The 17,475-nt window shown below is 53.6% G+C and carries 15 protein-coding genes; 8 read left to right on the top strand and 7 right to left on the bottom strand.

Annotated features, from left to right (window positions below):
• Positions 1 to 184: 184 nt before the first annotated feature.
• On the top strand, positions 185 to 1,477 hold the full coding sequence (locus ACLBVC_RS12030; protein WP_410149792.1) for a dicarboxylate/amino acid:cation symporter: 1,293 nt from the start codon (positions 185 to 187) through the stop codon (positions 1,475 to 1,477).
• A 317-nt stretch (positions 1,478 to 1,794) separates the two neighbouring features.
• Positions 1,795 to 3,288 carry a M16 family metallopeptidase gene (locus tag ACLBVC_RS12035; protein ID WP_410149793.1) on the top strand — a complete coding sequence of 498 codons (1,494 nt, stop codon included), beginning with the start codon at positions 1,795 to 1,797 and terminating at the stop codon, positions 3,286 to 3,288.
• 715 nt (positions 3,289 to 4,003) lie between these two features.
• Here ACLBVC_RS12035 and kdgK read toward each other — a convergent pair.
• Positions 4,004 to 4,942 (bottom strand): 2-dehydro-3-deoxygluconokinase, encoded by a 939-nt coding sequence (gene kdgK, locus ACLBVC_RS12040; RefSeq protein WP_410149794.1) that lies wholly within the window; start codon positions 4,940 to 4,942, stop codon positions 4,004 to 4,006.
• Positions 4,943 to 5,144: 202 nt separating this feature from the next.
• The gene (locus ACLBVC_RS12045; RefSeq protein WP_410149795.1) at positions 5,145 to 5,348 is read right to left on the bottom strand and encodes a 2-hydroxymuconate tautomerase family protein; all 204 of its coding nucleotides are present in this window, start codon (positions 5,346 to 5,348) and stop codon (positions 5,145 to 5,147) included.
• A 276-nt stretch (positions 5,349 to 5,624) separates the two neighbouring features.
• Between ACLBVC_RS12045 and pdeH the strand changes: the two genes are divergently transcribed.
• Positions 5,625 to 6,401: a cyclic-guanylate-specific phosphodiesterase gene (gene pdeH, locus ACLBVC_RS12050; RefSeq protein WP_410149796.1), complete on the top strand. Its 777-nt coding sequence runs from the start codon at positions 5,625 to 5,627 to the stop codon at positions 6,399 to 6,401.
• 212 nt (positions 6,402 to 6,613) lie between these two features.
• Complete coding sequence (locus ACLBVC_RS12055; RefSeq protein WP_410149797.1) at positions 6,614 to 8,668, top strand: AsmA family protein; 2,055 nt, start codon at positions 6,614 to 6,616, stop codon at positions 8,666 to 8,668.
• Between the two features lie 37 nt (positions 8,669 to 8,705).
• Here the strand turns inward: ACLBVC_RS12055 and ACLBVC_RS12060 are convergent, their stop codons facing one another.
• The 4 genes from ACLBVC_RS12060 to ACLBVC_RS12075 all read right to left on the bottom strand — a co-directional run bounded on the left by ACLBVC_RS12060 (position 8,706) and on the right by ACLBVC_RS12075 (position 13,242).
• On the bottom strand, positions 8,706 to 9,473 hold the full coding sequence (locus ACLBVC_RS12060; RefSeq protein WP_410149798.1) for a CDP-diacylglycerol diphosphatase: 768 nt from the start codon (positions 9,471 to 9,473) through the stop codon (positions 8,706 to 8,708).
• A gap of 59 nt (positions 9,474 to 9,532) precedes the next feature.
• Positions 9,533 to 10,855, bottom strand: a complete 1,323-nt coding sequence (locus tag ACLBVC_RS12065; protein WP_410149799.1) for an MFS transporter — start codon at positions 10,853 to 10,855, stop codon at positions 9,533 to 9,535.
• Between the two features lie 287 nt (positions 10,856 to 11,142).
• Positions 11,143 to 12,258, bottom strand: a complete 1,116-nt coding sequence (gene yhjD / locus ACLBVC_RS12070) for an inner membrane protein YhjD (RefSeq protein ID WP_410149800.1) — start codon at positions 12,256 to 12,258, stop codon at positions 11,143 to 11,145.
• 84 nt (positions 12,259 to 12,342) lie between these two features.
• Positions 12,343 to 13,242 carry a LysR family transcriptional regulator gene (locus ACLBVC_RS12075; protein ID WP_410149801.1) on the bottom strand — a complete coding sequence of 300 codons (900 nt, stop codon included), beginning with the start codon at positions 13,240 to 13,242 and terminating at the stop codon, positions 12,343 to 12,345.
• 125 nt (positions 13,243 to 13,367) lie between these two features.
• Between ACLBVC_RS12075 and ACLBVC_RS12080 the strand changes: the two genes are divergently transcribed.
• Positions 13,368 to 14,126 (top strand): SDR family NAD(P)-dependent oxidoreductase, encoded by a 759-nt coding sequence (locus ACLBVC_RS12080; RefSeq protein WP_410149802.1) that lies wholly within the window; start codon positions 13,368 to 13,370, stop codon positions 14,124 to 14,126.
• A 23-nt stretch (positions 14,127 to 14,149) separates the two neighbouring features.
• On the opposite strand, the gene ACLBVC_RS12085 is transcribed toward ACLBVC_RS12080, so the two are convergent.
• The gene (locus ACLBVC_RS12085; RefSeq protein ID WP_410149803.1) at positions 14,150 to 14,896 is read right to left on the bottom strand and encodes a flagellar brake protein; all 747 of its coding nucleotides are present in this window, start codon (positions 14,894 to 14,896) and stop codon (positions 14,150 to 14,152) included.
• 269 nt (positions 14,897 to 15,165) lie between these two features.
• On the opposite strand from ACLBVC_RS12085, the gene ACLBVC_RS12090 reads away from it, so the two are divergent.
• From ACLBVC_RS12090 to ACLBVC_RS12100, 3 genes are all read left to right on the top strand, one after another.
• Positions 15,166 to 16,224, top strand: coding sequence for a GGDEF domain-containing protein (locus tag ACLBVC_RS12090; RefSeq protein WP_410149804.1), 1,059 nt, complete (start codon positions 15,166 to 15,168; stop codon positions 16,222 to 16,224).
• A 90-nt stretch (positions 16,225 to 16,314) separates the two neighbouring features.
• The gene (locus tag ACLBVC_RS12095) at positions 16,315 to 16,893 is read left to right on the top strand and encodes a cytochrome b (protein ID WP_410149805.1); all 579 of its coding nucleotides are present in this window, start codon (positions 16,315 to 16,317) and stop codon (positions 16,891 to 16,893) included.
• Between the two features lie 31 nt (positions 16,894 to 16,924).
• Positions 16,925 to 17,467, top strand: a complete 543-nt coding sequence (locus tag ACLBVC_RS12100; protein ID WP_195826057.1) for a tetratricopeptide repeat protein — start codon at positions 16,925 to 16,927, stop codon at positions 17,465 to 17,467.
• The last annotated feature ends 8 nt before the right edge of the window (positions 17,468 to 17,475 follow it).

Genomic DNA, 17,475 nt, shown 5'->3' on the forward strand with positions numbered 1-17,475 from the left:
TTACTTTTTTTACTTACATTACCGAATGCTGAATGCTTTCCGCTCTGGTTTTTCATGACCCGTTATTGCAGTGCGAAACGAAATATTTCCATCATGTTGTGTGCGTGTTACTTCCCTGCTGCCGCTTATTACCTTTGACCTTACAAAAACAAAAGGCGGCGCAATCACTTCAGGATGGGTATTTATGAAAAAATCACTCTTCAAGAGCTTGTATTTTCAGGTTCTTCTGGCAATTACCCTCGGTGTCTTGCTGGGGCATTTCTATCCCGACCTTGGTGCCCAAATGAAACCATTGGGTGATGGTTTTGTTAAATTAATCAAAATGATCATCGCGCCTGTCATCTTCTGTACGGTGGTCACCGGCATTGCGGGCATGGAAAGCATGAAAGCGGTGGGGCGCACTGGGGCGATTGCGCTGCTCTATTTCGAAATCGTCAGTACGCTGGCGCTTATTATCGGTCTGGTGATTGTGAATATCGTCCAGCCAGGCGCGGGAATGAACGTCGATCCGGCGGCGCTGGATGCCAAAGCGGTCGCTGTTTACGCCGAACAGGCACAGAGCCAGGGAATTATTCCGTTCCTGCTGGATGTCATTCCGTCGAGTGTCATTGGCGCATTTGCCAGCGGAAACATTCTGCAAGTTCTGATGTTTGCCGTTTTGTTTGGCTTCGCGCTGCACCGTCTGGGCCACAAAGGCCAGCTGATCTTCAACGTCATCGAGAGTTTTTCGCAGGTCATTTTCGGCATCATTAATATGATTATGCGTCTCGCGCCATTAGGGGCCTTCGGAGCGATGGCGTTCACGATCGGTAAATATGGCGTCGGCTCACTGGTGCAGCTCGGTCAGCTGATCCTGTGCTTCTATCTGACCTGTGTTCTGTTCGTCGTGGTCGTGCTGGGACTTATCGCGCGTTTCACCGGTTTCAGTATCTTCAAGTTTGTTAACTACATTAAAGAAGAGTTGCTGATCGTGCTGGGCACATCGTCCTCTGAATCTGCGCTGCCACGCATGCTGGATAAAATGGAGCGTCTGGGCTGTAAGAAATCGGTGGTGGGTCTGGTGATTCCGACTGGTTATTCGTTCAATCTGGACGGTACTTCGATTTATCTGACCATGGCGGCGGTGTTTATCGCGCAGGCGACCAATACCCACATGGACATCTGGCATCAGATCACCCTGATTGTTGTGCTGCTGCTTTCTTCGAAAGGGGCAGCGGGCGTGACCGGGAGCGGCTTTATTGTTCTGGCTGCGACGTTGTCTGCGGTCGGTCACTTACCGGTTGCCGGGTTGGCGCTGATTCTGGGCATCGACCGCTTTATGTCTGAAGCGCGCGCGCTGACCAATCTGGTCGGTAACGGCGTGGCGACCATCGTGGTGGCAAAATGGTGTGGTCAGCTGGATGAAGGCCAGTTAAAAGCAACCCTGAATGGTCAGAAAGGCCTGACGGAGGCGGAGAAATCGGCGTCTGGTTTCTGAATAATGGTCTCTGAACGGACGAAAATATCGCTAAGCGTTCCGAAAAACGCATTTATTTAGCCTCAAAATCCCCTAATAACCACCGGTTACTTGATGTAACCGGTGGATTATCTTCATAATAACTCCCTCAAAGACCACCTCCGGCGCTTTTTATCAGAATATTTTCACGGGCTTCGCGACATTGCGAAAAACGCGCGGTCTAACGAAGGGCTGTAATTTACGTCCTTAACTTACGCTTTCAGTTCCTGTGGGCTCGTCGAGCGACACCGGCAGGACAGCATATTTGAACATTAGAGTGTTATTACGTAGGGGTTCACATGCAGGGCACCAAAATCCGTTTACTCGTTGGTGGATTGTTGCTGGCAGCGGCCGCAAGTCATGTGCAAGCTGAAGCATTACAACCTGACCCGGCCTGGCAGCAGGGCAAGTTGGATAATGGATTTACCTGGCAGTTGCTGACCACGCCGCAACGTCCAAGCGATCGTATCGAATTACGTCTGGTGGTTCGCACCGGCTCGCTGGCAGAATCTGCCCAGCAGACGGGCTACGCCCATTTCCTGCCGCGTCTGGCGCTGATGCACAGCGAAGGCTTCAGCACGTCTGAGTTACAATCTCTGTGGCAGCAAAGTATCAATCCGCAACGGCCATTGCCGCCCGCGGTCAGTTCCTATGATTTCACGATGTATAACCTGAGTCTGCCGAATAACCGCCCGGAGTTGTTGAAAGATGCGCTGAACTGGCTGGCGAATACGGCGGGTAAAATCTCCGTGACGCCAGCGCTGGTCAGCGCGGCACGCCAGGAATCGCAGGATCCGGTGGGTTCATTGCCGCAAAATACGCAGGATGCCTGGTGGCGTACCCGCATCCTCGGCTCAACGCTGGTCGGCCATAGCCCGGATCAGCTGCCGTCCAAACCGGTCAATATTGAAGCCCTGACGAAGTTTTATCATCAGTGGTACACGCCGGATGCCATGACGTTGTTTGTGGTGGGTAATGTCGATAGCCGCGGGCTGGGTGAACAAATCAACCGCACATTCTCGCCGCTGAAGGGCAGCCGTCAGACGCCACAAACGTTGCCGACGCTGTCTGAAGTCACCACCAAATCCATGACCACGATGGACGGCAATCTGGCGCAAGATCGTCTCTCATTAATGTGGGATAACGCGTGGCAGCCGATTCAGGATTCGCAGGCGCTGGCCGCTTACTGGCGAAGTGATCTGGCCCGCGAAGCGCTGTTCTGGCATCTTCAGGAAGCCCTGAAAAGCGCTTTCGAAAGCAAAAAAGACGCCACAACACCGGGCCCTGGCCTTGGTTTTGACTGCAACGTGCAGTATCAGCGTGCGCAGTGCGCCATCCGTATCGATGCGTCGCAGGCAAAACTGACCGAACTGTTTAAGCGTCTTTCCGAAGAACTTCTGGTCGTGCGTGACAAAGGGATTTCTCAAGCTGAATTTGATGCGCTGATTGCGCAGAAAAACGATCAGTTGAGCAAACTTTTCGCCACTTACGCGCGCACCGATACCGATGTGCTGATGAGCCAGCGTTTACGTTCGCAGCAAAATGGCGTTGTCGACATCGCGCCTGAGCAATATCAGCAATTGCGTCAGCAGTTCCTTACCACGCTGACCTTGCCGGTACTGAATCAGGAACTCAAACAGCAGTTATCGCGTGACCCGGCGTTGCTCATTGCACAGCCGAAAGGGGAACCCGAGGTGAATGCCGGCGAGTTGCGGGCGCTTTACGATAAGATCATGGCACCGGCTGATGTTGCTCCGGTGGGGGATGCCCCGGCGGCGGCGACTGCTCAATAAGGGTTGTCGCTTGCCAGCGGGATCTCGCTTGCAGCGAACGGCCGGACCGAGAGTATTTCGGTTTTTCTATTGCTGTGACCGCTTAGCTTGTTGCGCCCAAACCGACCAAAAGGGGAAAGTGCTTTTCCCCTTTTGGATTTCCCCACGCTTTTTCAACACGCGCTCCGCTCGCTGGCATTTTTTCAGTAACTCCGGCTAGTGCCGCAAACTCCGCCGCTTCGCGGTACTCTCACTTCGGGTTCGAACCTGCTCGGAAAAGACTCTCGCTGTTTCTCACCACTCACTCGACGTCGTTTTGAAAGCGGCCACAAACTTTCTAATTCACAACCTCACTACTGAATGTTAATTATAAAACGAGTGAATTTTCTCGCCTGAAGTTAAGCAAGAAAACAGAATGCTGTTGAATTTAGATAAGCCTCCGGCCGCTTTCAGAAAGCTTGCCGAGCGAAGTGTTTCGAGACCTGTGGCTCGAAACCGAGCAAGGGAACCGCGTAGCGGCAAGATTTCGCGGCAATAACTGTCGTGGCTGAAACATAGCCAGCGAGCGATAGCGCTTGTTGAAAAAGCGGGGAGAAATCCAAAAGAGGGAAAGCACTTCCCTCTTTTGGTCGGTTTCGGCGCGAGTCGTTAAGTGATAACTGTTATTGAAAAACCGAAACTTCCTCGATCCGGCCGTACGCTGCAAGCGCCCCCGCTGGCAAGCGAAAAACCGCCCTTATGCCCGGTTTGGCATAAACTCCACCGGGATAATCGCCCCGCGATGCTGAATCACGGTACTCGCCGTCTCATGCCCGCGCACTGCGGCTTCCACCGCGCTGCCGCCGGTTAACCGAACGGCCAGATACCCGGCGCTGAACGAATCGCCTGCCGCCGTCGTATCAATCACTTTCTCTTTCGGTAACTTAACCGCCGGAACGTCGTGCAGATCGCCTTCGGCGCTGGACACGATGCAGCTGTCTGCACCGCGTTTCACCACGACTTCGCTGACGCCCAGCGCATGGGTGCGGGCAATCACTTCATCGTACGGTTTTTTGCCCCACAGCATATCTTCGTCATCAAGCGTCAGGAACGCGATATCGGTACAGGAAAGCATGGCGTTGTATGCCGCCTGCGTTTGCTCTTTGCTGGCCCACAGGCGCGGACGGTAGTTGTTGTCAAAAATGACTTTGCCGCCGCGTGAACGGCAGGCCTGCAGCAGCGTCATCAGACGTTTACGGCTTTCATCGTTCAGAATTGCCAGGCTGATCCCGCTCAGATACAGATAATCAAACGTCGCCAGCTTCTGGCAAATCTCTTCGGATTGCGGGCTGTCGAGCCAGTAACGCGCAGCGGCGTCGTTGCGCCAGTAGTAGAACGTGCGCTCGCCGGTGCTGTCCGTTTCAATCACATACAGGCCAGGCAATTTGTTTTCCAGACGCTGCGTCAGCGCGGTGTGGACCCCTTCCTGTTGCCACGCTTCCAGCATTTCATTACTGAAACTGTCATTGCCGAGCGCCGTCACGTAGTGAACGTTCAGCGCATCTGGCGAAACCTGGCGGGAAATATAAACAGAAGTGTTCAGCGTGTCGCCACCAAAACCGCGGTGAAGGGCATCGCCTTTCTGAGACAATTCGATCATGCATTCGCCGATAACGGCAATGTTTTTGCTGGTCATTGTACCTGGCCTATGTCTGAAGCATTAAAACGAAAGGAAAGAAAAGACCGTCATTATTGCGCTCTAGTCTCTTCATAAGAATGCGGTCAGTCAAATAAATTAAAACGAGGTTTTATTTTTTTAGGCGGGAAGCAAAAAAACGAAATAAAAAGAGGGAAAAAGTGGAAGCAACAGGACTTCCACCTGAGGCGTAGCAGGGGCGCTACTGACGTTCTCTGCGTACCTCGGTCACAGGGCGGCCACCAATGCCCCAGTTATCGGTATCGACTTCATCAATAACCACGACGGTCGTGGCCGGGTTCTTGCCCAGCGTATCGGCCAGTAACTGAGTCACACCGGCAATGAGTGTTTTCTTCTGTTCTGCGGTCGCGCCTTCGCGGGTGATTTTGATGTTTACGTAGGGCATTTTTTTCTCCGTATAGGGTAAGTAAAAGGGATATTGGGGGGGCCAGATCCCCACTGTAGAAGCTGATGAAAACAACTGCCAGCCGGCCTTTTTGGTTTTTTATGCGGGCAGAGCGGCGATAAATGCTGAGTGATTAAAGTTTCCCCGCGCAGCGCCGATAGATATCTCTACTAATGAAAGCCAGGAAATCGGGCTACTAATCACCTTGTAGTCACGCAACACATGTTGCCGCATGTCCCCTGATGATCTGATTCTTATTCATGACGGCAGAAAAATATGATAACTAAGATGATGTTAGGGCTGATTACGCCTTCTTTTACCGCCATCGAACGCGTAAAAGCACAGTCTTACTGGCGTCAATGTCAGAGAGTGTACCGTTTTCAGCCTATTTATCGCACCACTGGAAAACTGTTGGGGATTGAACTGCTGACCGGGGTTTTTCACCCTGCGAACCCGCACAAATTTATTTCGCCCGAAGAATATTTTGTCGCGATCGCCGTCGGTAAGCGCCTGCAAATCGTTCAGGAACAGCTCGACCTTTTACAGCGCTGGCAAAACCTGTTCATTGATAATGAGTTACTCGCTTCAATCAACGTTGATGGCCAGGTGCTGGAAATGTTGCAGTCTGATTCTGCGCTGCAAGCGCAAATCAACGCGATGCCGTACGTCCGTTTTGAGCTGGTCGAAAGTGCTGAGCATGCGCTGAGCATTCCGTTATCGCAGATTCAGCAGTCTGACCGGTTGTGGCTCGACGACTTTGGTCAGGGCATTGCCAACTTCTCTTCCTTCACCACCTGGCACTATGAATACATCAAAATTGCCCGCGATTTGTTTATTCTGCTGGGCCAGAGCGAGGAAGGCTCGCGCCTGTTTTACACGCTGGTGACGCTGATGAATCGCTACAGCAAAGGCGTGATTATCGAAGGGGTCGAAACCGCCGCAGAATGGGCCATGGTGCGTAATTCTGATGCGCTAGCCGCTCAGGGCTATTATCTCGCGAGACCGGTTGTTTTCGACCATCTGGATAATCTGCCAATACATTTCAAAGGATAATGAATCACACCTAACTTGCTGAGGCTAAGTCTCAAAATGCCGGGTGAGTTGATGTGGTGTGATGCATTATCTTCGCACTGATTTTAAAGGCTTTACCACTGCCTCTCCTTCACGTTTTATCCTTCCTAATGCAGGCCGTTTCCGGCAAGCTGCGACGAATTCAACTATGGTTAAACCTCGGGATTCGTTAACTGTTTGAAAGGAACAGCGTTATGACGCGCACAGGTAAAGTGATCTCCTGGGTTGTCGGTGTGATTGTTATTCTGTTGATTGCCATCGTAATTTTCATCGCGATGTTCGACTGGAACCGCCTCAAACCCACGATAAATCAAAAAGTCAGCACTGAGCTTAACCGGCAATTCGCCATTCGCGGTGATTTAGGGGTGGACTGGTCGCGGCAAAAAGATGAAGCGGGCTGGCGCGCGTGGGTTCCGTGGCCTCACATCCATGCGGAAGATATCGTGCTCGGAAACCCTGCCGACGTTCAGACCGGTGAAAAAGACGCGCAAATGGTGAAACTTGCCCGCGTCGATGCCAGTATTGCGCCGCTCGCGCTGCTGCATAAAGAAGTGCTGATCCCGCGTATCTGGCTGAAACAGCCGGATGCCTCGTTGCTGCGTCTGGATAATGGCAAAAATAACTGGACGTTTAACCTCGCCAACAGCGACACCAAAGATCCCGCGCAACCGCCGTCCGCGTGGTCATTTACCCTCAACGATATCGTGTTTGATCGCGGGCAGATTGACTATAAAGACGCCAAACTGAAAGCCGATTTCCGCGCCGTGATTGATCCGCTGGGTAAACCGCTGCCGTTTACGGAAGTGGTGGGCGATAAGAAAGATGCGCCGAAAACCAAAACCCCGCCTTACGTGTTTGGCTGGAAAGTGGACGGTAAATACAACGGAGAATCCCTGTCGGGCAGCGGGAAAATTGGTGGAATGCTGGCGCTGAAAGACCCTGACGCGCTGTTCCCGTTACAGGCAGATGTGCGTTCGGGGAAAACCCGCGTCACCGTGGCCGGGACATTGCAGGATCCGATGAACCTCGGCGGCCTGGATTTGCGCCTGAAATTCTCCGGGCAGACGCTGTCTGATTTGTACGGACTGACCGGCGTCCTGCTGCCGCAAACGCCGCCGTATTCCACCGACGGCCATCTGTCGGCCACGCTGCATGATAAAAACGGCGCGACTTACCGTTATCAGAACTTTAACGGTGAAATTGGCGACAGCGATGTCCACGGTTCGCTGACGTATCAGGCCACCAAACCAAGGCCAAAACTGACCGGCGATGTGGTGTCCAAACAGCTGCGATTCGCCGATCTTGCGCCACTGATCGGGGCCGATTCCAATACGGATAAAGCGAAACGCGGCGAAACGACACGCCAGCCTGCCGACAAAGTGCTGCCGGTTGAGAAGTTTGATACCAAAAGCTGGCGCGTGATGGACGCTGATGTGAAATTCAGCGCCAAGCGTATTGAGCACGGCAAATCGCTGCCGCTGAGCGATTTGAGCACGCACCTGAAACTCACCGACGGTGAAATCCTGCTCGACCCGCTTCGTTTTGGCGTGGCGGGCGGTAATCTCAATTCTACCATCAGGCTGGAAGGCGACAAATCGCCGATGCAGGCACGTGCGGATATTCATGCGCGTAAGCTCAAACTGAAACAGTTGCTGCCCAGCGTGCAGTCGATGGAGCGCAGTCTGGGCGATTTGAACGGTGATGCGACGCTGACCGGCACCGGGAATTCGGTCGCCGCATTGCTCGGCACCAGCAACGGCGACATGAAAATCCTCATCAATGATGGCGTGATCAGCCGCGGTCTGATGGAACTGGCCGGGCTGAACGTGGGGAACTACGTAGTCAGCAAATTGTTCGGCGATGACGAAGTCGCGATTAACTGCGCCGCCGCCAACGTGAACGTTAAAAACGGGCTGGTGACGCCACGGTTGTTTGTGTTCGATACCGAAAATGCTGTCATCAATATCACCGGTAGCACCAACATGGCGAAGGAACGTCTGGATTTGTCGATCAACCCGGAAAGTAAGGGGGTGCGTATTCTGACGCTGCGTTCACCGCTGTATGTTCGTGGCACGTATAAAAATCCGGACGCCGGTGTCAAACCCGGCCCGCTGATCGCCCGGGGTGCCGCCGCTATCGCGCTCGGCGCGGTAGTCGCTCCTGCAGCGGCATTGCTCGCACTGATTTCCCCGAGTGATAACGAAGAAAACCAGTGCGGCCCGATATTGCAGCAGATGAAAGAGAAGTGATTGATACGCTCCTCCCGGCGAAAGGGAGGAGCTGATTTCACCGGGGCACCGGATTCAGCACCGCGCAGTTATGGTCCTGGATTTCCTCGGTCGAAGCGTTGTTGAGTTTCAGCAAATCGCGCTCGCTGGCGAGCAGCAGGAAATCACCGCTTTGCAGGCCGACCATCGCCATGCCGAAGTGGCCCATTTTTTTATCTGCGTCCGGCACGCCCTGCGCCAGAATTCTGAATGCGCCTTTCTCATTGAGCTCGGCAGGCGTCACTTTACGTGCCAGATAGGTATGGCCCAGCAGTTTGTCCGGCAGTTCCTGCCAGTTATTACCCATCTGCGCGCCGTCTCTGGCCAGCGTGTCTTTTACTTGCGGTAACAGGCAGGAAATATGGATGTGCAGCTGATTCTGCGAGCGTCCGTATTGTGAATTAATCGCCAGCGAGACATTGCTGTCATCAATCGGTTTGCCGTATTTATCCGCCATAAAATGCCGCGCATTCCAGGCCTGATTGAAGAAGTTAGGCGTTTCCGGTTCGAGCAGCGCCGGGCTTTCCATACCGGTGATCCGCGCTGTGGGCATCAGTAAATACTGCAACGGCCCGTTCATATCCTTGAGCACCACAAACCCCTGTTGTTCATCTACCTGCGCGCAGGGATCGGGTTTGCCCGTGCTGTGCTGATTCGGTACGCATTTTTGGCTGATGATGTTCCACAGGGCATTAGGATTGGAAGAGTGAGGCCAGAAGTACCAGAAAGCGGCGGCAATGATGATGAGCAGTAACAGGGCAGGCAAAACGAATCGTCGTAAACGCATAAGAAACCTTCGCAGAAGGCACCGCGCCGGGTGAAAACCTGGCACGGTGTCCGGATCAGTTACAGCGACTGATGGGCAGTTTCCTTGGATAATAGCAGCGCGATCAGCGTCAGCGTTGCCATAAAGGCCAGATAAATGCCCACATAGAACAACCCGTAATGGGTCGCCAGCCAGGTGGCGATATAAGGCGCGACGGAAGCACCGAGTATCGAAGACACATTATAGGAGAAGGATGCGCCAGTGTAGCGGACTTCTGTCGGGAACAGTTCCGGCAGCAGTGCGCCCATCGGGCCAAACGTCAGCCCCATCACCATAAAACCACACAACAGGAAGACCATCACCAGCGCCTGCGAGCCCGAGCCGAGGATCGCCGGGAAATTCAGTGCGAAAACAATCATCAGCAAAGTAATGCAGATCATGGTCTTGCGACGACCAAATTTATCCGCCAGCTGACCGGCAATCGGTACCATCACGCCGAAACCGACCACGCCAATCATCAGCATCAGCAGGAATTCGTTACGCGGAATGCCCAGGCCGACCGGCCGCGCCGCCGTGCCGTAACCCAGTGAATAGACGGTCATGATGTAGAACAGCGTATATGTCGCCACCATGATGAACGTGCCAAGCAGGGTCGCTTTTTTATATTTGGTGAACAACGTGCCAATTGGCACTTTCACCTGTTTACCGGCTTTGGCGATTTTGGCGAAGACCGGCGTTTCGTGCAGGGAAACTCGCACGTAAAGGCCAACCAGCACCAGCACCGCAGAAAGCAGGAACGGCACGCGCCAGCCCCAGGAAATAAACTGTTCGTCGGTCAGCAGCCAGGACAGCAGCAGGAACATCCCGTTTGCGAAGAAGAAACCAATCGGCGCGCCAAGCTGCGGGAAAGAGCCGTACAGCGCGCGTTTTTTCGGTGGCGCATTCTCTGTTGCGAGCAATGCCGCGCCGCCCCATTCGCCGCCCAGACCGAGACCCTGACCAAAACGCGCCAGCGCCAGCAGCATCGGTGCGAAAACGCCAATCGTCGCGTAAGTCGGCAGCAGGCCAATGACAACGGTGGAAACACCCATGGTCAGCAGGGACGCCACGAGCGTCACTTTACGCCCGACGCGGTCGCCGAAATGCCCGAACAGCGCGGAGCCAATCGGACGCGCAATAAAGGCGATAGCGAAAGTAGCGAGCGACTGTAGCGTGGCGGCCGTCGGGTCGCCCTGCGGGAAGAATATATGCGGGAACACGATCACCGCAGCGGTGGCATAAATGTAAAAGTCGAAAAACTCGATGGCCGTCCCGATCAGCGACGCAACGATGACTTTTCCGCGTGAGTTCTGATTCACCAGATTGGCGTCAGCTTCTAATTCTTGAGCGATGGAGGCTTGCATAAGTGTTTCTTATTTGTTGTTGATGAAATAGAGGGTTTGTAAATAAATGTGTGGTGAAAGGGCATCTTATGCACAGCCAGACGGGTTTTCAACGAGGGATAAAAGCTCAAAAACGGTATTTCGGGCGGGATCGGGGGAATCTATTTTGGTGTCGCCCGTTTGCAAATCATAAGTTTGCTCAATGGAACAAATTCAGAGTAACTGACTGCAAAACCGTGAAATAAAAGTACGGCCATTAGTCAGTTATTCTGGTTTTAAGGGCAGTGAGAAGCGCTATCTGGAGTTATTCACTGCTTTTTGGTTTCATCTTCAGAATTAACGGTGGTTATATGGATTTCATCTGGCACGATGAGGTCGTCAGGCGTGTATTCACTGTCGTTTCCCGACGCCGCTTTTGCGTCTTTTTTCCTATGATCGGGCATGACCGGGTCATCTTTGTATTTCGCGGTGGCAATCCACGCGGCAACAAACAACGTCAGGCGGGCGAAGAAATAGAAGAACGCCATCAGGCCAATGACCGACCCGAACGCCGCGCCGGAAGGCGAGGTGGCCAGTTTCGGCAGCGTCATGGTCATCACGAATTTAATTACCTCAAAGCCAATCGCCGCCAGCAGCGTGCCGCGCAGCAGGGCTTTCTTGCGCGGTTTATGGCGCGGCAACATCCAGAAAATCCACAGGAACAGCAGATAGTTGGCCGCAATGGAAATCACCAGCGTAATACTGGTCATCACCGGTCTCAGCCACTCGATACCGCCGAGCCCCAGCGCATCCACAATGGTTTTTTGCGCCGCACCGGCAATAGACGTCAGCGACAGCGTGATGATCAGCGCCAGCACTAGCCCGGTCAGTGAAATAAAATCGCGGATGTAGCGGCGGTAAATCTTCTCCTGATCCTGCGGATTGCGTTCCCAGACGTCACGCGACTGCGCGCGGATCGCCTCGCGCAAATTCCCCATCCAGCTGATGCCGGAGTACAGGGCAATCAGCAGGCCGGATAACCCGACGGCGGTACGTTGCTGAATGGCCGTATTGACCGTGCTTTTCAGCGTATTCGCCAGATTCGGGTCGCTGATGCTGTTGACGATTTTATTGATGAGACCGGCCAGCAGGTCCGGATTCGACGCCAGCACGAAACCCACGGCGGCGAAGGAAACCATCAGAATCGGGATCAGTGATAGGAACGAGAAATAGGTAATCGCCGCACCAAACTGGCTGCCCAGACGATCGTTGAAACGTTCCGTGGCCCGCAGCAAATGCGCGACCCAGCCCCAGGACTGAACGTATTCCACCCCCCGTGAGAACCTGCCGATATTTTTATCCACCGTCGAATTGCCGGTTTTGATGTTAATCAGCGGAGCGGGTTTTTCCTGTTTTACCGGTTCTTGCTTAGAAATAATGGGCATTGATCCATGTTGTCCTTAAAAGTGCATCCAGCCTTAAGTATAGACGCCTGAGCCGTCCGGGCGATGTCCGGCGGTTTTAACCGCTCAGGCAATGAACGTTTGGGTGATTTCTGTCAGCCAGTCCATGAAGACTTTGACGCGCCGCGAAAGGTTCAGACGGTGCGGATAAACCAGCGTCACGGGCATCGGCGGAGCGCGGAATTGCGGCAAAATACTCACCAGCTGGCCGCCCGCCAGCGCGTTACGCACACCAATCAGCGGCGCCTGAATAATTCCCAGACCGGCCAGACAGGCTGAAACATAGGTTTCCGTGCTGTTGACCGTCACCGCACCACCGCTTTTGACGGTTTTCACCTGCTTGCCGTCGAGATATTCAAACGCAGATGTGTGGCTGCCAAGCGTTTGTTCGTAATGCACCATTGCGTGCTGCGCCAGTTGATCGGGGTGATCTGGCGTACCGTAGCGTTGCAGATAACCGGGGCTGGCGCAGTTAATCACGCTCAGATGCCCCAGCGGACGGGCGATCAGGCCGGAGTCTTTCAGGGTGCCGCTGCGCACCACGCAGTCAAACCCTTCCCGCACGACATCCACGCGGTGATCGGTGCTGCTTAGTTCGATTTCCAGCGCCGGATAGCGGTTCAGAAACTCCGCCAGACGCGGCAAAACCAGATGCGTCGCCATGCCGACCGACATATCCACGCGTAGCCGCCCGCTGATGCTCGCCGGGTTCGACTGAAACATCGATTCGAGTTCGTCCATGCTGGCGAGCAGTTCCTTGCAGCGCTGATAAAACACCTGGCCGTCCTGTGTCAGCTGTACGCGGCGCGTGGAACGGTGCAGCAAGCGGGCGGACATGCGGATTTCCAGTTGCTGGACCAGCCGCGATACGCTGCCTTTCGGTAATCCCAGACTTTCGGCGGCGCGGGTAAAATTGCTCAGTTCCGCGACGCGAACGAAAACCTTCATTGATTGAATTTTATCCACATTTTGCCCGATTGTTGTTGGTTTTGAGACAGTGAAACTCATTATGGACTATTTATCATTGCAGGGCAGTCCAATAGGCTATGTTTTAAACAACGAAAACCTACTAAATGCCAACGAGGTCTGAAATGAATCGTAAAATCGCTATCGTAACCGGTGGAAGTCGTGGTTTAGGCCGGAATGCCATTGAAAAACTGGCGAAAAAAGGGGTAGACGTCATTTTCACTTACCACAGTCAGATTGACGCGGCGAAAGCCGTGGTGCAGACCGTGGAAGCCTCGGGCGGAAAGGCGGTGGCTTTAGCGCTCAATACCGGCGAAACCGGATCGTTTGATGCGTTTGTGGCTGAGGTGAAAACGCAGCTTCAGAAGGTCTGGCAGCGCGAGACTTATGATTTTCTGGTCAACAATGCGGGCGTAGGGCTGCATGAGGCGTTCACCGACACCACCGAAGAACAGTTCGACCTGATGATGAATATCCACCTGAAAGGACCGTTCTTCCTCACGCAAAAACTGTTGCCGCTGATGGCCGACGGTGGCCGTATTCTGAATATTTCCAGCGGCCTGGCGCGTTTTGCGCTGCCGGGTTCTTCGGCTTACGCGATCATGAAAGGTGCAATCGAAGTGCTGACGCGTTATCAGGCGAAAGAGCTGGGTGCGCGTGGTATCACCGCCAACGTTCTGGCGCCGGGAGCGATTGAAACGGATTTTAGCGGCGGAATGGTGCGTGATAATCCGCAGGTGAACCAGATTGTCTCCGCGAACACCGCGCTGGGGCGTGCCGGCTTGCCGGATGATATCGGCGGCATGGTGGCGCTGATGCTCAGCGATGAAGCGGGCTGGATGAACGCCCAGCGCGTAGAAGCGTCGGGCGGGATGTTTATCTGAGCCGTTTTTATCAGATCTGAACGTTAACTTTCCTGGAAACGTCTGGCTTTGAGATGTTGCTGTTTTTCCAGCTCGAAAATTGCCCGTTGCAGGTCACGTTCCTGCGCGGGCGATAAATGCGGAAACTTAAAACTCAGCCGCTGCGTGCTGACCGTTTCGCCTTTGTTACTGACAGATTTACGTGGCATCGAGCCGATGTATTGCAAATCCAGCTTGAACGAGCCGAGTTCCGCCAGCTGAATCAGCGAATCTTTCAGCACTGCGCCGGAAGCCATTTCCGGTGGCGTTGTGCCGTCAATTTCCAGCCCAAGACCGCCGAGGGAAATATCGCGCACGCGATAGGCAAACTCTGACGCATCTGGCAGTTTTCCGCTGCAACGGTAATCCGGCAGCCAGGGGACGTTCACCCGGAAATACTCGCGGCGCTGGATAAAATACAGGACGGGGGGAATGTCGCAGGTAAACGTCGGCAAACCTTCGTACGTCACCTGACGTACCTGTCCGCAGGCAAATTCCACTTTCGCACCGGTCGGTTCCGCGACAAAGTTCAGCGTCCCGGCATTGATCGCCAGACCGTTTTCATAATCTGAACTGCCCAGGTCGAACAAAAACTGATGGTTATCGGAATCCACGTCCAAAATTTTACTGATAAATTGCCCGCGGGCGTGACTGACCATGACCAGCGTCTGGTTCTTCTTCAAGTCACGCAGTACGGACAAGATTGCCAGCGTGTTCCGCTTAGCAAACGACTCTCGGGATACTTCGCTCACCTGCCACACCTCATCAGAAATAAATGCAAAATTATGGCGCAGTCTTTGACGTATAAAACGCGCAATACGGTTATCGGCTACTCAGAACAAATCTTTATTGTGTAATAACTGATATTTTCTCCGACTTAAAGTGAAATTCCGTTCGCGTTGGGCCGGTGTTTGTGGCACTCCAACTTTATATATAGGCTATCTTTCACACTATTGAAGGCTATTTTCGTCCTCTGATTCGGATTTTCATTATCCGGTGAACGGCGGGAAACAGGAGTTGTATGGAACAGGTGATCAGGTCACTCAACGCGCTTTACATCAATTTGTGTGTGACTTACGCCAGCCTGGTGTTTTTCTATTTTTTCCTCAGCAGCGACAGCCCGCTCGGGCCGACTTCACCGCGCTACAAACGCGTGTTATTCGGGGTGCTTTGCGGTGCCGTGGCTGCTTTTTTGGATCGCGATTTGTACCGTCTCAGCGAAACGGTGTATTACAGCTTCGAGATGATTCCGCTGGTGATTTGCGTGTTCTACGTCGGCTGGTTCAGCGTGCTCTGTGGGTTTATGGTGAAATTTTTCCTCACCGGAATGTTCACCATCGATAACCTGTTTGTGATGGTGATGATTGCGGGGATCTGCTATTTCCGACCCTGGCGCGATAACAACATCCGGACATTTGCCATCGCGACGTCGATAGTGCTGGTGATCCGGTTTTTGGTCTCCATTCCTTATCTGGATTCCTGGGCGATCATCTGGCATTCGCTTGCCTATCAGCTGGTGACGTTGTTTTGCCTGTTCATCTGCTACCACGGGTTGGGGGGCAAATTCCGTTACGTGCGCGCGTTTTTCCGCGAGAAAGAAAACTCGTCGATGGATTTCCTCACCAAAACCTTTAACCGCATGGGGCTGGAAGAGCACCTGAAAGCGGTGCAGAAAAACCACAGCGGATTCGGGCTGGCGATGCTGGATATCGATTTCTTCAAGAAAGTGAACGATACCTACGGACATGCCATCGGCGATGATGTGCTGGTGCGCGTAGCGAATGTAGCGCGCATGATGCTGCGAAAAGACGACGTTCTGGCGCGTTTTGGCGGCGAAGAATTTGTGATTCTGATTGCCAGCGGCAACACCTACGAATGCGTGAAATGCTGTGAGCGTATCCGCCGCGCGGTCGAAAGTACGGTCTTTACCACCGCCGACGGCGAACCCTTCCAGATCACCGTATCGCTGGGCGTGGCGAACTATCAGACGGGCAAAAGTTTGCAGGAAAATATCATTGTGGCCGACGGCGCGTTGTATCAGTCCAAAACCCACGGACGCAACCGGACGACCAGCGTTTAACGATTTCTGAAAATTATTTTTCCCTCATACCGAATAAAAAGCGGTGCTCAGGTGTTTACCTCATATCGAACATTTACGGGCACCGTTTTTATGCAAACTTCCACTTCTGTTTCCCGCTACCGTTACGACGGGCTGACCATTCTTTTGCACTGGCTGACGGCGCTGTGCGTCATTTTCCTTTTTGCCAGCGCGCATATCTGGGAAGTGCTTGAGCGCGGCACGCCGCTGCGCAAAGGGCTGCAATCCGTGCATATTTCTGTCGGGATTTTACTGGCGGCGATTATCCTCGGGCGTTTGCTCTGGCGTCTGTTTACGGTCAGCACCGGGCGCAGCAAACAGGAACCTGTCGCCATGCCGGTGATGATGAAAGCGGCGGCGCATCTGACCCATCTGGCGCTCTATATTTTGCTGGTCACACAGATCGTGCTGGGCTTTTTGTTCCGCTGGTCGCAGGCCGAGCCTTTCTACTTCTTCGGGCTTTTCCCCATTCCCGACGTTTTCAATTTCGACAGCGTGATGACCCGAACCTTCGGCACGTTACACAACAATGTGGCCTGGGCGCTGATTGTTTTGGCGGGCGTACATGCGCTGGCCGCACTGTTCCATCACTACGTTCTTCGCGACGGCATTTTGCGCCGCATGCTGCCGGGCCGCGTCAGCCGCCCGTAAATAATCTCTCCCCTACAGGAAGACAAAAACTATGAAGACAAAAACGGTGATTCAGGCGTTGTCGGTGGTGTGTCTGGCGGGCAATTTGCTGATGTTCAGTGTCGCTGCGCACGCGATGGGTGATGATTCTGATGAGAAAAAAACGCCGGACTGCCCGAAAGGGCAAATCTATGACAGCAAAACCAAAAGCTGCATGGTGGATAAAGGCAGCATGATTTCCGATCAGGACAAAACGCAGTACGCCTACCATCTGGCGAAATCGGGCCGGTATCAGGAAGCGCTGACGGTGCTCGACACGCTGAAAGATCCGAACACCAAAGAAGCCTGGAACTATCGCGGCTACGCCACCCGCAAACTCGGGCGTACCGATGAAGGCATCAGCTATTATCAGAAATCCATCGCCATCGATGCAAATTACGCCAAAGTCCGGGAATATCTCGGCGAGGCTTATATGATTAAAGGGCGTCCCGATCTCGCGAAAGCGCAACTGGCGACCATTAAAGGCCTGTGTGGCACCGGCTGCGAAGAGTATCGCGATCTGAGCGCAGCTATCGACGGACATCCTGAATCCTGAAACGGGGA

This window comes from Rahnella selenatireducens (genome assembly GCF_046449555.1).
GTDB classification, from domain to species: domain Bacteria; phylum Pseudomonadota; class Gammaproteobacteria; order Enterobacterales; family Enterobacteriaceae; genus Rahnella; species Rahnella selenatireducens.

What these genes read in the sequence shown, in the direction of transcription:
- ACLBVC_RS12030 (WP_410149792.1), top strand. Translation starts at nt 185, where the DNA reads ATGAAAAAATCACTCTTCAAGAGCTTGTATTTTCAGGTTCTTCTGGCA.
- ACLBVC_RS12035 (WP_410149793.1), top strand. Translation starts at nt 1,795, where the DNA reads ATGCAGGGCACCAAAATCCGTTTACTCGTTGGTGGATTGTTGCTGGCA.
- ACLBVC_RS12100 (WP_195826057.1), top strand. Translation starts at nt 16,925, where the DNA reads ATGAAGACAAAAACGGTGATTCAGGCGTTGTCGGTGGTGTGTCTGGCG.
- ACLBVC_RS12095 (WP_410149805.1), top strand. Translation starts at nt 16,315, where the DNA reads ATGCAAACTTCCACTTCTGTTTCCCGCTACCGTTACGACGGGCTGACC.
- kdgK (WP_410149794.1), bottom strand. Translation starts at nt 4,942, where the DNA reads ATGACCAGCAAAAACATTGCCGTTATCGGCGAATGCATGATCGAATTG.
- pdeH (WP_410149796.1), top strand. Translation starts at nt 5,625, where the DNA reads ATGATAACTAAGATGATGTTAGGGCTGATTACGCCTTCTTTTACCGCC.
- ACLBVC_RS12055 (WP_410149797.1), top strand. Translation starts at nt 6,614, where the DNA reads ATGACGCGCACAGGTAAAGTGATCTCCTGGGTTGTCGGTGTGATTGTT.
- ACLBVC_RS12065 (WP_410149799.1), bottom strand. Translation starts at nt 10,855, where the DNA reads ATGCAAGCCTCCATCGCTCAAGAATTAGAAGCTGACGCCAATCTGGTG.
- ACLBVC_RS12045 (WP_410149795.1), bottom strand. Translation starts at nt 5,348, where the DNA reads ATGCCCTACGTAAACATCAAAATCACCCGCGAAGGCGCGACCGCAGAA.
- ACLBVC_RS12080 (WP_410149802.1), top strand. Translation starts at nt 13,368, where the DNA reads ATGAATCGTAAAATCGCTATCGTAACCGGTGGAAGTCGTGGTTTAGGC.
- ACLBVC_RS12090 (WP_410149804.1), top strand. Translation starts at nt 15,166, where the DNA reads ATGGAACAGGTGATCAGGTCACTCAACGCGCTTTACATCAATTTGTGT.
- ACLBVC_RS12060 (WP_410149798.1), bottom strand. Translation starts at nt 9,473, where the DNA reads ATGCGTTTACGACGATTCGTTTTGCCTGCCCTGTTACTGCTCATCATC.
- yhjD (WP_410149800.1), bottom strand. Translation starts at nt 12,258, where the DNA reads ATGCCCATTATTTCTAAGCAAGAACCGGTAAAACAGGAAAAACCCGCT.